The 14,526-nt window shown below is 71.4% G+C and carries 14 protein-coding genes; 8 read left to right on the plus strand and 6 right to left on the minus strand.

From position 1 onward, the window contains the following. Window positions 1-59: 59 nt before the first annotated feature. Window positions 60-1,223: a threonine ammonia-lyase gene (gene ilvA, locus OIE74_RS13480; RefSeq protein ID WP_329392278.1), complete on the minus strand. Its 1,164-nt coding sequence runs from the start codon at window positions 1,221-1,223 to the stop codon at window positions 60-62. A 426-nt stretch (window positions 1,224-1,649) separates the two neighbouring features. Here ilvA and OIE74_RS13485 point away from each other — a divergent pair, with 426 nt between their 5' ends. The 3 genes from OIE74_RS13485 to OIE74_RS13495 are packed head-to-tail and all read left to right on the plus strand — an operon-like array spanning window position 1,650 to window position 2,914. Continuing rightward, window positions 1,650-2,135, plus strand: a complete 486-nt coding sequence (locus OIE74_RS13485; RefSeq protein ID WP_443076102.1) for a MarR family winged helix-turn-helix transcriptional regulator — start codon at window positions 1,650-1,652, stop codon at window positions 2,133-2,135. Between the two features lie 30 nt (window positions 2,136-2,165). Continuing rightward, a complete protein-coding gene (locus OIE74_RS13490) occupies window positions 2,166-2,666 on the plus strand; it encodes a sigma factor-like helix-turn-helix DNA-binding protein (RefSeq protein WP_329382494.1) in 501 nt (166 codons plus the stop codon). Further along, entirely contained in the window at window positions 2,663-2,914 is a 252-nt protein-coding gene (locus OIE74_RS13495; protein WP_329382496.1) for a hypothetical protein, read from the plus strand. Before OIE74_RS13490 ends, OIE74_RS13495 begins: the two co-directional genes overlap by 4 nt. 21 nt (window positions 2,915-2,935) lie before the next feature. Here the strand turns inward: OIE74_RS13495 and OIE74_RS13500 are convergent, their stop codons facing one another. Then, the gene (locus tag OIE74_RS13500; RefSeq protein WP_329382497.1) at window positions 2,936-4,081 is read right to left on the minus strand and encodes a cystathionine gamma-synthase; all 1,146 of its coding nucleotides are present in this window, start codon (window positions 4,079-4,081) and stop codon (window positions 2,936-2,938) included. 201 nt (window positions 4,082-4,282) lie between these two features. On the opposite strand from OIE74_RS13500, the gene OIE74_RS13505 reads away from it, so the two are divergent. The 4 genes from OIE74_RS13505 to abc-f all read left to right on the plus strand — a co-directional run bounded on the left by OIE74_RS13505 (window position 4,283) and on the right by abc-f (window position 9,211). Then, window positions 4,283-5,386: a hypothetical protein gene (locus OIE74_RS13505; protein WP_329382500.1), complete on the plus strand. Its 1,104-nt coding sequence runs from the start codon at window positions 4,283-4,285 to the stop codon at window positions 5,384-5,386. A gap of 132 nt (window positions 5,387-5,518) precedes the next feature. Then, complete coding sequence (locus OIE74_RS13510; protein ID WP_329382502.1) at window positions 5,519-6,613, plus strand: hypothetical protein; 1,095 nt, start codon at window positions 5,519-5,521, stop codon at window positions 6,611-6,613. 51 nt (window positions 6,614-6,664) lie between these two features. Continuing rightward, window positions 6,665-7,366 (plus strand): phosphotransferase, encoded by a 702-nt coding sequence (locus OIE74_RS13515; protein ID WP_329382505.1) that lies wholly within the window; start codon window positions 6,665-6,667, stop codon window positions 7,364-7,366. A gap of 228 nt (window positions 7,367-7,594) precedes the next feature. Then, window positions 7,595-9,211 (plus strand): ribosomal protection-like ABC-F family protein, encoded by a 1,617-nt coding sequence (abc-f, locus tag OIE74_RS13520; protein WP_329382508.1) that lies wholly within the window; start codon window positions 7,595-7,597, stop codon window positions 9,209-9,211. Between the two features lie 190 nt (window positions 9,212-9,401). Here abc-f and OIE74_RS13525 read toward each other — a convergent pair whose 3' ends face one another. The 3 genes from OIE74_RS13525 to OIE74_RS13535 form a co-directional block, all read right to left on the minus strand. Beyond that, a complete protein-coding gene (locus OIE74_RS13525) occupies window positions 9,402-10,400 on the minus strand; it encodes a GNAT family N-acetyltransferase (RefSeq protein ID WP_329382511.1) in 999 nt (332 codons plus the stop codon). 186 nt (window positions 10,401-10,586) lie between these two features. After that, window positions 10,587-11,855 (minus strand): L,D-transpeptidase, encoded by a 1,269-nt coding sequence (locus tag OIE74_RS13530; RefSeq protein WP_329382514.1) that lies wholly within the window; start codon window positions 11,853-11,855, stop codon window positions 10,587-10,589. 178 nt (window positions 11,856-12,033) lie between these two features. Then, window positions 12,034-12,405 (minus strand): hypothetical protein, encoded by a 372-nt coding sequence (locus OIE74_RS13535; protein ID WP_329382517.1) that lies wholly within the window; start codon window positions 12,403-12,405, stop codon window positions 12,034-12,036. 108 nt (window positions 12,406-12,513) lie between these two features. Here OIE74_RS13535 and OIE74_RS13540 point away from each other — a divergent pair, with 108 nt between their 5' ends. Continuing rightward, window positions 12,514-12,669, plus strand: coding sequence for a hypothetical protein (locus OIE74_RS13540; protein WP_329392591.1), 156 nt, complete (start codon window positions 12,514-12,516; stop codon window positions 12,667-12,669). A gap of 229 nt (window positions 12,670-12,898) precedes the next feature. Here the strand turns inward: OIE74_RS13540 and hutH are convergent, their stop codons facing one another. Continuing rightward, a complete protein-coding gene (hutH, locus tag OIE74_RS13545) occupies window positions 12,899-14,440 on the minus strand; it encodes a histidine ammonia-lyase (protein ID WP_329392279.1) in 1,542 nt (513 codons plus the stop codon). Between the last annotated feature and the right edge of the window lie 86 nt (window positions 14,441-14,526).

Here is a 14,526-nt window from a genome sequence, read left to right on the forward strand (position 1 = left end):
CCCGGGAGGCTTTCGGGAGGTGGGCCGGGGTCCTTCGGTCTGTCGTTCGGGATCAGGCCTCAGCCCAGGATCGTGTAGCCCGCCTCGCGCAGCGCCGACGCCACGTCCGCGCAGTGCTCGGGGCCCTTCGTCTCCAGATGCAGTTCCACATCCGCCTCGGTCAGCCCGAGCCGCGGATCTGTCCGTACGTGGCTCACGTCCAGTACGTTCGCGTCGGCCACCGACAGCACTCCCAGCAGTGTCGCGAGCGCCCCGGGCCGGTCCGTGATGCGCAGCCGCAGCCCCAGGTAGCGCCCGGACACCGCCATCCCGTGGCGCAGGATCCGCTGCATCAGCAGGGGGTCCACATTGCCGCCCGACAGCACGGCGACCACCGGCCCGGAGAACGCCCCCGGCGTGCTCAGCAGCGCCGCGACCGGGCTCGCCCCGGCCGGCTCCACGACCAGCTTCGCCCGCTCCAGACAGAGCAGGAGCGCGGCGGACAGCTCGTCCTCGGAGACCGTACGCACCTCGTCGACCAGGTCCCTGACCAGCGGGAACGTGATCTCGCCCGGTCGGCCCACCTTGATGCCGTCCGCCATCGTCTGCTGCTCGTCGATCGACATCGGCCGCCCGGCCCGCAGCGAGGGCGGGAACGCCGCCGCGCCCGCCGCCTGCACACCGATCACCTTGACGTCCGGCCGTACTCCCTTCACCGCGAGGGCGATACCCGCGGCCAGTCCGCCGCCGCCGAGACCGACGAGGATCGTCCGAACCTCGGGGCACTGCTCCAGGATCTCCAGGCCCACCGTGCCCTGTCCGGCGATGATGTCCGGGTGGTCGAAGGGGTGGATGAAGACCGCGCCGGTCTCGCGCGCGTACTCCTGCGCGGCGGCCAGGGTCTCGTCGACGACCTGGCCGTGCAGCCGCACCTCGGCGCCGTACTCACGGGTCGCCGCGACCTTGGGCAGCGGCGCCGCGAGCGGCATGAACACGGTGGAGCACACCCCGAGCAGCGTCGAGGCGAGCGCGACGCCCTGCGCGTGGTTGCCCGCGCTGGCGGCGACGACACCGGCCGCGCGCTCCTCGGGCGAGAGACCGGCGATCCGCACGTAAGCGCCGCGCAGCTTGAACGACCCCGTCCGCTGAAGGTTCTCGCACTTGAGGTGGACCGGGGAGCCGACCAGGCGCGTCAGATGCCGGCTGCCCTCCATCGCGGTCATCCTGGCCACACCGTTCAGCATCTTCTGCGCGCCGCGGATGTCGTCGAGGATCAGCGCCGGCGCGGAGGCGCGCGGTGCGGCGGAGCTGAACGATCCGGAGGGACGCGACGTACCGAAGGTCATGATGGCCAGTCTCGCAGCTCATCACCCGGCCGGCCGCCCGAAACCGGGGGGCGTCCACCGGTTTACCCGCAGCTGGTACGGGCGGCGGCGGGGCCGCGTACTCTGTCCCCCACCAACCGACCACCGCACGAGAGAGCCCCAGCCATGCCCCCTACTCAGGACATGACTTCCGCTGTGTCGGCCTCCCCGGGCTCCGGCTCCGAACCCGCAGGTTCCGACCCCTCCGGCTCCGCACCTTTAGAGACCGCACCGGCACCTACCGCCGGTACCGAACCCGTCGCCGTACCGGACGACGCCCCACTTCTCGACGCGCTCCAGCACCAGGTGGCCGTCTTCGCCCGACGGGCGGAACAGACCCGCCTCGGCGGCGTCGGCCAGGTGCGCAACTCCATGGACCGCGCCGCCTATCTGCTGCTCAACCGGCTTGATCTGGAAGGCCCGATGGGCGTCAAGGCGCTGGCCGCGGGGATGGGGATCGACTCCTCCACCGTCACCCGCCAGGTCGCGCCGCTCGTCGACACCGGCCTGGTCAAGCGCACGTCACACCCGGAGGACGGCCGCGCCGTCGTCCTCGAACTCTCGGCCCGCGGGCTGAGCCGCCTCGAAGAGGTCCGCTCCTCACGCCGCGAACTGATGTCGCAGGTCACGGACGGCTGGACGGAGGAGGAACGGGAATCGTTCTGCGCGCTCCTCACCCGGTTCAACTCCGCCCTGTCCGCACGGCAGTCGGGCCCCGCGTCGGCCGAACCGGTCGCGCACCGGGTCCCGGTGGACGAACCCGGCGGTACGGAGCCACCGCCGGCCTCTTGATTTCGGCCCGGGTCTGTCCTCATATGAGGTGTGCGAGAGCGATGGCAGCCGGCTGTGGACCGCCGTCGCGCCCAGGAGTTCGAGGCGTTCGCCGCGGGCGCGGCAGGCCGACTGCTGCATGCCGCCACGCTGTTGACGGGTGAGCCCGCCGACGCCAAACCCCGTGCGGAACGCCTGCTGACGGCCGCCCTGGCCCGTACATACGCGGACTGGGACCGGCTGCGCGCCGAGGATCCGTACGACCGCGCACGTCAGGAGATCGCCGTCCGGTACGCGCGGGGTGCCTGGCGGCAGCCGCGGACCGGTGCGGGTCTGCTCGGCCGGCTCACACCGCAGGAGCGGCTCATTCTGGTGCTGCGGCTGTACGAGGGGGTCGCCGAGGAGCAGACGGCGGCGCTGATCGGACTGCCGGTCGAGCGGGTGCGGGCGATCTGCGCGCGGGCGGTCAACGCGATGCGGCAGCCCGCGCCGCCGCCCCGCCCGGCCCCGCACTGGCCGCTGTCGCTGCTCTCCCGGCAGGCGGCGCGATGAGCGGCCACAGCCGTAAGGAGGACGAGGTCCGCCGGATGCTCGATCTGCCGCATCCGGCGGTCCCCGTCGATCTGACGGCCCGCGCGACCGCGCTCGGCACGCGTCTCCTGAACCGCAGACGCACCGCGCGCCTGGTGTTCTGGCTGCTGGTCACGGTGGCCGTGATCGTGTTCACGGTGTGGGCTTCGGTCGTGGAGCCGTGGTCGGTCCCGCCGTCCGAGAAGACCCCGCCGCTGGAGGGCTGGTGACAGCCGGGTCCCCAACTCCCGTCAGGCGAGCGCCTGTCGAAGGTCGGTCAGCAGATCGTCGGCGGACTCGATGCCGACCGACAGCCTGACCAGATCGTCCGGCACCTCCAGCGCGGAGCCGGCCACCGAGGCGTGCGTCATCCGGCCCGGGTGCTCGATCAGCGACTCGACACCGCCGAGGGACTCCCCCAGCGTGAAGACCTTCGCCCGGCCGCAGACCTCGATCGCCGCCTGCTCGCCGCCGGCGACCTGGAAGGACACCATGCCGCCGAAGGACTTCATCTGCTTGGCCGCGACCTCGTGGCCGGGGTGGTCGGGCAGGCCCGGGTAGTAGACCTTCGAGACCTTCGGGTGCCGGGCGAGCATCTCGGCGACGCGCGTCGCGTTCTCGCTGTGCCGGTCCATCCGGACGGCGAGCGTCTTCACGCCACGCAGCACGAGCCAGGCGTCGAAGGGGCCGGAGATCGCGCCCATCGCGTTCTGGTGGAAGGCGAGTTCGTCGCCGAGCGTGTCGTCGGCGGTGACCAGCGCGCCGCCCACGACGTCCGAGTGACCGCCCATGTACTTGGTGGTCGAGTGCACGACGACGTCCGCGCCGAGGGCGAGCGGCTGCTGGAGGTAGGGGCTCGCGAAGGTGTTGTCCACGACGAGCTTCGCGCCCGCGGTGCGGGCGACCTCGGCCAGAGCCACGATGTCGCTGATGCCGAGGAGCGGGTTGGACGGGGTCTCGACCCAGATCGCCTTCGTACGGGGGCGCAGCGCGGCCCGTACCGCCACGGGGTCCGAGGTGTCGGCCACCGACCACTCCACGCCCCAGCGTGAGACGACCTTCGCGAAGAGCCGGAAGGTGCCGCCGTACGCGTCGTCGGGGATCACCACATGGTCACCGGGCGACAGCAGCGTACGGAGCAGGCAGTCCTCGGCGGCCAGGCCGGACGCGAAGGCGAGCCCGCGACGGCCGCCCTCCAGTGCCGCCAGGTTCTCCTCCAGCGCGGAGCGCGTGGGGTTGGCGCTGCGGCTGTACTCGTAGCCGCCGCGCAGTCCGCCCACTCCGTCCTGCTTGTACGTGGACACCTGATAGATGGGGGGTACGACCGCGCCGGTGAGGGAATCAGGCGTGTTCCCCGCGTGGATGGCGATGGTCTCGAAGCTGTGCTCGTGGCTCATGAGCCCCGAGGGTAGCGGTCCGGGGCCTGTCTTTTGGATCAGGCCGGATCAGGGAGCGGGGTCTGGTGCGTACGGTCGCAAGGCGGAGGAGGGAGACAACGCGGCGGGCGTGCGTGCCAGGGGCCGCGAGCCCGGCAAGATCCGAACGACAGGCCCGAGGGCCGACGGAGAGCGCGCCCGGCGTCCGGGACAATGGGGTGCATGGAGATTCTCTGGTTCCTGATCGCGGTGGGCATGGTCGCGGCCGTCGTGGCGCCGGTCATGCGTCGCCGGGGCGGTGGCATCCGCCAGGTCGAGCCCGGTTCGCCCGACGCCGCCGACCCGGCCGACTACGAATTCGTCCGTCAGGAGGAGCTCGACGTCCGGCTCCCCGGGCCGGACCAGGACCTTCTGGAGGTGCTGGACATCGTGCAGCGCACCCAGGACTGGCGGGCGGCGGCGCAGCTGCTCGCCGGGACCGCCAAGGAGGGCGAGGTGCGCTGGCAGCGCGTGCAGGCCTTCGCGGGCGCCGCGTCGCTGGAGCTCCAGCGGAAGCCGGGCGTCGGCGGGGCGTGGCTACGGGCCTGGCGCGCGGAGTCGCCGAAGGACGCGGGCGGCGCGCAGGTGCACGCGGAGTTCCTGGTGCAGCAGGCGTGGCGTTCGTCGGCGGTGGGGACGGACGACTTCCGGATCATCCTGGAGGAGGCCCGCTCGGTCTGCGGCGACGCGGCGCTGCTGTCGCCCGGCGACCCCGTGCCGTACATAGTGGAGCTGGCCGTGGCCCGTGGGCTCGGCTATCCGCACGAGGTGTTCGACCAGCTGTGGGCGAAGGTCATCGACCGCGCGCCCGACCACATGGGCGCGCATCTCGCGGCCCTGCACTACTGGTGCGAGAAGTGGCACGGCTCACGCGAGGACGCCGACCGGTTCGCGACGGCGTCGGCGGCGCGGGCCCCGCAGGGCTCGCTGCTGGCCGCGCTGCCGCTGTTCGCGGTGTACGAGCATCTGCCGGAGGTCGCGCTGGTGCGGGACTTCTACCGCAGCGCGGTGGTGTCGACGGCGATGGAGGGTGCCCTGTTCGCGGTGCACGCGGCGCGCCCCGACGACCCAATGCTCGCGCACGTACGGCACCTGCTGATCGTTTTCCTGGTGCGGGCGGAGCGGTGGTCCGAGGCGATGAACCAGTTCGTCCAGGTGGACGGCCACGTCGGCGCGATGCCGTGGACCCACAGCGAGGACCCGGCGGGGATGTACACGCTGTACCGGGCGCTGGCGGTGGCGGGCTACGAGGCCAACGGCGGCAACCCGGCGACGCTGCCGCGGTGAGGGCCTCCGGGGCTGCCTGCCCCAGGCCCTGGGTTCGAGGCGCCATTGCCGCGCTGACCTGCGGTGGTGCATACTCCGCAGATCCCCCACATCATCTCTTCACCTGTTCTCCGTAACTCTGGGGGCCATCCGATGGCACGCGTCCTGCCCTTCGTCCTCTTCGCGTTCGGCGTCTGGTTCTGGCTGAAGGCCCGCCGGAGCGTGTCCTCTCTCGTCGGTACGGAAGCGGAGCTGGGGCTGCTGCCCAGGGACCGGCAGAACACCGAACTGGCGGGACCCGACGCCGCCCTGGAGCACGCCCTGACCGAGGCGCGGGCGGGGCGGTGGGAGGCGGTGGCCGGGCTGTTGGGCGACACGGGCAAGGACCGGGACTGGGAGCGGCGGGCGTTGTACGTCCGGGTGCTGGGTGAGGCGGCGGCGCGCGACGACTCGTGGCTGCGGGCCTGGCGCGCCGCGCGCTCCGACGGCTCCCCCGACGTGGACGCGGAGCTGGTTCAGGCGTCGGCGACAGTCTCGCGCGCGTGGCTGCTGCGGGGCTCGCCGTACGCCAGGCACACCACGCCCGAGCAGGCGGACGCCTTCCACGAACTGCTGCCGGACGCCCGCGCGGACACCACCCGCGCGGCGGCGCTGGGCCCGGAGGACCCGACGCCGTACATCATCGAGATCCGTACGGCGCTGGGCGTCGGCTACGGCCCCGAGCAGATGCGCGAGCTGTGGGCGGAGATCACGGCCCGCACCCCGCACCCCACGTCGGCGCCGCTGTACGGGGCGCACGAGGCGGCGATCCAGTACTGGAGCGAGCGGTGGCACGGCTCGGCGGAGCTGGCCGGGGAGTTCGCGGCCCAGGCGACGGCTGACGCGCCGCCGGGCGCGCTGATGACGGCCTTTCCGCTGATCGCCTGGTACGACCACCACGACGCGACGGCGACGCCCCGCGACTACGTGTCGCCGCGGCTGACGGCCCTGGTCGACGCGGCCCTGGCGGACGCGGCGGCGGCGCCCCCGGACCACCCCCGGCTCCCTGAGGTGCGGCACCTGCTGGCGTACTTCCTGACCCGGCAGTCCAGGCACGAGGAGGCCCTGGAGGCCTTCCGGCAGGTCGACGGCCAGGTGAACGCCCTTCCGTGGCACACCCGTCGGGACCCGGCCGCGTTCTTCACGACGACCCGCACGACGGCCCTGCGCGGCACGGAGGCACGCACCCGTATCAGCAAGGGCGTCTGACCGGTGCCCGCTGGTTCGTCTCCGTCCAGCGGGGCCTGGCATCGTGGGGGTATGGACGAGACTCCTCTGCCCGGTGGGTTCATCAATCAGGTCGTACGTGTCGGTGACACACAACATGCCGCGTACACACGTGAGTTGCTCGGGTTCTTCGAGCAGCGGGGCTGGGGCGGCGCGCCGCGGTTCCGGGGGCTGGACGAGCAGGGGCGCAAGGTGTTCGAGCACATCGAGGGGCAGGTGGATCTGCCCGTCTCCGACGCGCGGCTGGCGCGGGTCTCCGAGCTCGTGCGGGAGTTCCACGATCTGACGGCCGGATCGCCGCTCGCCGGCGGACGCGAGGTCGTGTGCCACAACGACCTGTCGCCCAGCAACACCGTCTACGCGGCCGCGGCGGAGGGCGCCGAGCCGCTGCCGGTGGCCCTCCTCCACTGGGACCTCGCCGCCCCCGGCGAACGTATCCACGACGTCGCCCAGCTCTGCTGGCGGTATCTCGACCTCGGCCCGCGCGTGCCGGACGTCGGCGACGCCGCGCGCCGGATCACCCTGGTCTGCGACGCGTACGGCCTGGACGACCGGGACGGCATCGTCCGCACGATCCTCTGGTGGCAGGACCTCGCCTGGCGCGGCATCGACGAGGCCGCGGACCGCGGCGATCCGGCGATGACGGCGCTGCGCGAGAGGGGCGTGGTGGACGACGTGCGGGCGGCGTACACGTGGGTGTCGGCGCACGCCTTCGAGCTGGCCGCGAAGCTCTAGGGCCTGTCGTTTGGATCAGGCCCTAGGTCCTCGTCCAGAAAAATCGGGGGGCGCCCTCCCACACCCTTCGGTACGGTGGCCCGCATGGGTTCGTACTCGTACTACTACTTCCGCTGATTCCGGGCGCGGACGTCCCGGCGTAGATCCTCCGGATCCGCCGGCGTCCCCAGCTGCCCGTACGACATCACCCCAGCCCCGTAGAGGGCATGTCACTTTCAGGGAAGAAGCATGCGCGAACGCGCCCAGTTGTCGATGAAGGACGTCTCCAAGTCGTACGGCGACCGGACCGTCCTCGATCAGGTGTCGCTCTCCGTACGGCCCGGCGAGAAGGCCGGTGTCATCGGGGAGAACGGCTCCGGGAAGTCCACCCTCCTCCGGCTGCTGGCCGGGGCCGAGGCGGTGGACGGCGGGGAGGTCACCGTCCTCTTCCCCGGCGGGGTCGGGTATCTCGCCCAGACCCTCGGGCTCGATCCCCGCAGTACCGTCCAGGCCGCCGTGGACGCCGCTCTCGCCGACCTGCGGGAGCTCGAACGCCGTATCCGCGCGGCGGAGACCGCGCTCGCCGCCGCGACGGAAGCCGAACTGACCGCGTACGGCGATCTGTTGACCACCTACGAGGAGCGCGGCGGCTACGAGGCCGACGCCCGCGTCGACGCCACCCTGCACGGACTCGGGCTCGCCCACATCGGCCGGGAGCGCCCGCTCGGGTCGCTCTCCGGCGGTGAGCAGTCCCGGGTGGCGCTGGCCTGCGTCCTCGCGGCGACCCCCGAACTGCTGCTGCTGGACGAGCCGACCAACCATCTCGATCTCCGGGCCACCACCTATCTGGAAGAGCGACTGCGGGCGCACCGCGGCACGGTGGTCGCCGTCACCCACGACCGCGCGTTCCTGGAGAGCATCGCGACGACGATCCTGGAGGTCGACCGGGACACCCGTGCCGTGACCCGGTACGGCGACGGCTGGACCGGCTACCGCACGGCCAAGGCCGCCGCCCGCCGCCGCTGGGAGCAGGACCATCAGGAGTGGCTGGAGGAGCTGGCCCGTACAAAGGAACTGGTCAGCGCCGCCGGACAGCGGCTCGCGTCGACCGGGAAGGACCCCAGGCAGGGCTTCGGCAAGCACCGCCGCTCGCACGAGGCGAAGCTGTCGGGGCAGGTCAGGGCGGCGCGGGTACGCCTTGAGCGGCTGGAGCGTGAGCCAGTGCCCGCCCCGCCGGAGCCGCTCACCTTCGCGGCCACCCCGGTCACCACCGGGGCCGGGGCGGCGTGTCTGGTGGAGCTGACCGGCATCGTGGTCGGGGACCGGCTGCGGCTGGACTCGCTCCAGGTGAAGGCGGGGGCCCGGCTGTTGGTCGACGGGCCCAACGGCGCGGGCAAGACCACGCTGCTGCGGGTGCTGGCCGGGGATCTCACGCCGGACGCGGGCACGGTGCGCCGTACGGCCGAAGTCGGCTATCTGGCACAGGAGTTGGCACCCGCCACCACGGGGTCGCGGCTCTCGCTGCTGGGGGCGTTCGCGGCGGGCAGGAGGGGCCTGCCCGAGGAGCACAGGGACGGGCTGCTGGCCCTCGGGCTCTTCCGCGAGGAGGACTTGTCCGTCCCCGTGGCCGGGCTCTCCGTGGGCCAGCGGCGCCGGCTCGAACTGGCGAGGCTGCTGACCCGGCCGGCCGACCTGCTGATCCTGGACGAGCCGACGAACCATGTGGCGCTGAGCCTCGTGGAGGAGCTGGAACAGGCGCTCGTCAGCTACGAGGGCGCGGTGGTCGTGGTCTCGCACGACCGCCGCTTCCGCGACGAATTCGCGGGCACACGCCTGAAGTTGGCAGCCGGGCAGGTGGTGCCCTAGCCAGGCCACGGGCCTAGGGCGTGTTTGAGAAGTCCCGTCTGGCCCACGACGCCCGGCACGCGCGCTCGCTGCGTTGTCGGAGTCATCCAAGTACGTCCAGTACGAGGCTGATCCTCCGCCTTGCGATCGCACGCACCAGACGCCGCAGGCCCCGCCCGATGGGCGGACGACGCTACTTCTAAAACACGCTTTAGAGCTTGGCCTGGAAGATCGCGGCCGGCCGCTCGCGCCGGTAACCGAGCGCCGCGTTCACCGCCAGCATCGGACCGTTGTCGTCGGCGACGGTGGTGCTGATCTCCCGTACGCCCGGGTGGCGTTCGGCGAGCGTGCCCAGCAGACGGCGTTTGACCGCCCGGCCCAGTCCGCGCCCGCGGTGCTCCGGGACGACCACCGTGTCGTACTGGAGCGCCCGGGTGTGCGACGGGTCGCGCAGGACGAGTCCGGAGTACGCGGCGACCCGGTCCACGCCGTCGCCCGCGCCGTCCGCCTCCGCGAGCACCACCGAGGTGAGGATGATGCCGCCCCGGTCGTCCACGAGCCGCGCGGCGCCCCGTACGCGCTCCACGTCCCATCGCGGCCGCTGCTCGTCCACGCCGCCGCCGGGCGCGCCCCGCATCACGTCGTGCGCCCGCGCGAACTCGTCGGCGAGCGCGTCCGGGACGATGCCGTCCCAGTCCTCGAAGCGGTAGCCGTCGGGGAGTTGGGCCTGCGGCAGCCGGGCGTCCGCCTCCCGGACCCGCTGCACGTACCAGGCCAGCGGCAGCGCCTTGCCGAAGCCGAGGCCGTCGACGAACGCCTCGCCGGCGCCGCCCAGTTCGAGCATGGTGGAGACCGAACTGCGCCTGTCGGCGGCCAGTTCGGCCCTTATGGCGCTCCACAGCTGTGCGCCGACACCCCGCCGCCGGGCCCGGGGACGGACCACCAGGGCGTCAAGGAAGGCCGTGTGCCGCTTGCTCTCCTCGGTGTAGAGGAGCAGCGCGGCCACGCCGTCGTAGGAACCGTCGGGAGCGGCCCACACCAGATGGAGCATGCGGGCGTTCGGCGGCCGCACACGCAGCCTTCCGGCGGTCTCGGTGCGGCTGGGCTCCGGTACGGACGCGGGCACGTCCTGGAGATGGGCAGCCGAGATCACGTCATGCCAGGCGTCTGTCTCCGCCTCCGAAGGCGGGGTCCCCAGAGTCATCAGCATGATCCGAACTTACGCGCACAACCCGGCCTGCGCCCCCGAGTTGTACGTGCTTTCCGGACAGTGAGACCCGTTTTCCGCGCCGTTGGTTGCCTCTGGGGTGCCACCAGTTCCCGTGAGCCCCGACAACGCGCCACGGCGGCGGCACCCGGTCGGGGTGCCGCCGCCGTGGCGACAGGTGACGAAGGGTCAGGCGGCGGCGCCGGCCTGCCAGTCCGCCCAGTTCAGGTTCCAGCCGTTGAGGCCGTTGTCGGGCTGGATGGTCTTGTCCGGGGAGTTCTTGACGACGACCACGTCACCGACGATCGAGTTGTCGTAGAACCAGGCAGCCGGCTGGTTGGGGTCGTTCGCGCCCTTGGCGTCGTTCAGACCGACACAGCCGTGGCTGGTGTTGGACGAGCCGAAGATCGAGTCGTCGCCCCAGTAGTTGCCGTGGATGAAGGTGCCCGATGTGGACAGCCGCATCGCGTGCGGCACGTCCTTGATGTCGTACTCGCCCTTGCCGTCGTCGTCGGTGAAGCCGACCGTCGCGCCGTTCATCCGGGTCTCCTTGAACTTCTCGGAGATCACCATCTGACCGTTGTACGTCGGGTTGTCCGGGGAGCCGGCGGAGATCGGGATCGTCTTGATCGTCTTGCCGTCCTGCTGAATGGTCATCGTCTTGGCCTTGGTGTCGACCGTGGAGACCTGGTTACGGCCGATCTTGAAGGTGACCGTCTTCTGCTGGACTCCGAAGACCCCGTCCGCGCCCTCGACGCCGTCGAGCGCCAGCTTCAGCGTGACAGTCGAGCCGCCCTGCCAGTACTGCTCGGGGCGGAAGTCCAGGCGCTGCGAGTTGAACCAGTGGCCGACGACCTCCTGGCCGCTGCTCGACGTGACGGTGATCCCGCCCTGGACGGCGGCCTTGTCGGTGATCCCCTTGTCGAAGTTGATCGAGACCGGCATGCCGACGCCGACGGTCGAGCCGTCTTCGGGCGTGAAGTTGCCGATGAAGCTGTTGTCCGGCGAAACAGTGGTGAAGGACGAGTTCTCGTGGGCCTCGCGGCCCTCGGAGTCCTTGGCCGTGGCGGTGATCTTGTACGAGGTGGAGCGCTCCAGCTGGCCGTCGGGCTTCCAGCTCTTCGCGTCGGCGGCCAGCGTGCCCTTCACGGCGGTCCCGTCGGCGGTGGTCATCTCGACCGTCGTGAGCGTGCCCTTGGTGACCGTGACCTTCGCGGCGTTGTTGATGCTCGCGTTGTCGGCACCGTTCTTGGGCGAGATGGCTATCTGGGCCTTGGACGTGTCCTTCGCCGCGGCCTCGTCCACCTGCGCCTGCGAATCCTTCGAACGCTCGGCTCCGGAGTCGTCCCCACCGTCGCCACCGCCGCAGGCCGAGAGCACCAGCACCCCGCCGAGCAGTGCGGACGCGGCCGCGAGGCCCTTGCGCCGCTTGCCGATCGTCATCACACGCTTCTCCATCGTCGCCGCTTCCCTGCCCTATGACCGTTAAGAACACCCATACCGGTTCGTCCGGTTCCACCGCGGACGAAGTTGTGTGCAACGCCACTCGGATTCCGGGATGTACACACGCGTCGCACTTGTAAGCCCCGGTCCGCGTGCGACGGCGTCCCGGGGCCAAGGGTGTCACGCGCGTGGGCTACAACCCGCCCGGGCGCCCGGTATTCCCGGTGTCCACGACCTCATTATCGCCTTCCGTGAGGTCCTCCTCGTCCATGTCCCATTCCACGGTCCCGGGGTCGTGGTCGATCTGCTCACTGCTCCACGAACCCTGGACCAGCTCCAGTCCGGGCACCTCGCCGACCAGTTCCGAGGGCTCCACCAGGTACGCGAGCGCCTCCGCCTCGTCTTCCCGCACCGCCAGGCGGGCATGCGTACGTTCTTCGTCCGGCATCGAATCGTCGGTCGCGATCCGGGTCAGTGCCGCTTCCGTCAGCTCCTGGGGATCAGTGATCTCCAGCACCAGTTCCACGTGCAGTCGGACATAACGGGATGTCTCAGGAGTGCTCATAACCGGAGAGTAGGCCTCGGGACCCGGGCGACTTTCCTGCGACCCGCTGCTTTCACTAGCATCGGCGCACCCGGTCAATTCGGCGTTTTCCCAAGGGAGATCGATTACGTGTACGTGTCTGTCGTACGCCGGCCGCTGCTGACGGCCATAGCCGCCGGAATCCTGCTCTGCGCCCTGTGGTTCGTCCCCTCGGCCAACGCCACGGACGAGCGGAATCCCCAGCAGCGATCAGCCCCCACCGCCCACGAGCACGCCGCGCTCTGACGCGACGGGAGGGGGCCGCCCGGCTGCCGGGCGGCCCCCTCCGTATCTCTGCCTAGGGCGTGTTTGAGAAGTAGCGTCGTCCGCCCATCGGGCGGGGCCCACGGCGTCTGGTGCGTGCGATCGCAAGGCGAAGGATCATCCTCGTACTGGACGTACTTGGATGACTCCGACAACGCAGCGAGCGCGCGTGCCAGGCGTCGTGGGCCAGACGGGACTTCTCAAACACGCCCTAGGCGAGCGGACCGGTCACCGGCTCAACCGCGGCCACCAGCCGGCCGTCCCGCAGGAACATGTCGGCCAGCGCGAGATCCGGCGACAGGAACCGGTCCGGCCCAGGACCCTCGATCCCCGCCGCCCGCACCGCCTCGACCGCGGCCTGCGACGCGGGCGCGGGCACCAGGCCCGTACGCAGCTCGATCGCGCGGGTCGCCGCGTACATCTCGACGGCGAGGATCCGCGTCAGATGATCGACGGCCGTGCGGAGCTTGCGGGCCGCCGACCAGCCCATCGACACATGGTCCTCCTGCATCGCCGACGACGGGATGGAGTCCACGGACGCCGGGACGGCCAGCCGCTTCATCTCGCTGACCAGCGCGGCCTGCGTGTACTGGGCGATCATCAGGCCCGAGTCGACACCGGGGTCGTCCGCGAGGAAGGCGGGCAGTCCGTGCGAACGGTTCTTGTCCAGCAGCCGGTCCGTGCGGCGCTCGGCGATGGAACCGAGATCGGCGGCGACGATCGCGAGGAAATCCAGGACGTACGCGACGGGGGCGCCGTGGAAGTTGCCGTTGGACTCGACGCGTCCGTCGGGCAGCACCACCGGGTTGTCGACGGCGGACGCCAGCTCACGTTCGGCCACGATCCGGGCGTACGCGAGGGTGTCCCGGCCCGCGCCGGCGACCTGCGGGGCGCAGCGCACCGAGTACGCGTCCTGCACCCGGGGCGCGGCGTCCTGCTGGAAGTGCCCGGTCAGCCCGGACCCGGCGAGCACCCGCAGCATGTTGTCGGCGCTGACGCCCTGGCCGGGGTGCGGGCGGATGGCGTGCAGCTCGGGGGCGAGGACCTTGTCCGTACCGAGCAGGGCCTCCAGGGTCAGCGCGGCGGTGATGTCGGCGGAGGTGTAGAGCCGCTGGAGGTCGGCGATGGCCATGACCAGCATCCCGAGCATGCCGTCGGTGCCGTTGAGGAGCGCGAGGCCCTCCTTCTCCCGCAGCTCAACGGGCACGATGCCGTGCTCGGCGAGCAACTCGGCGGCGGGCCGCACCACACCGTCCGGGCCCTCGGCGTCACCCTCGCCCATCAGCGTCAGCGCACAGTGGGAGAGAGGCGCGAGGTCGCCGGAGCAGCCGAGGGAGCCGTACTCGTGCACGACGGGGGTGATCCCCGCGTTCAGCACGTCCGCGATGGTCCGCGCGACCTCGGGGCGTACGCCGGTACGACCGGACGCGAGGGTCTTGAGCCGCAGGAACATCAGCGCCCGCACGACCTCCCGCTCGACCCGCGGGCCCATACCGGCGGCGTGCGACCGCACGATGTTCCGCTGCAACCGCCCGCGGAGCTCCGGGCCGATGTGCCGGGTGGCGAGGGCCCCGAACCCGGTGGAGACGCCGTACACGGGCTCGGGCTTCGCGGCGAGCGAGTCGACGATCTCGCGGGCGGCGGCGAGCGCGGCGATGGCGTCGGCGGAGAGCTCGACGGGGGCGTTGCCGCGGGCGACGGCGACGACGTCTTCGGCGGTGGTGCCGGAGGTCCCCACGACGACTGTGCGCATATTCATATTCAGGAGCGTACGTACTGAAACTCAACGTGTCACTAGCGGAGCGCGCTTCGCGGGAGCAGCAGCGGTAGCTGGGTTGC

This window comes from Streptomyces sp. NBC_01716 (genome assembly GCF_036248275.1).
GTDB lineage: Bacteria > Actinomycetota > Actinomycetes > Streptomycetales > Streptomycetaceae > Streptomyces.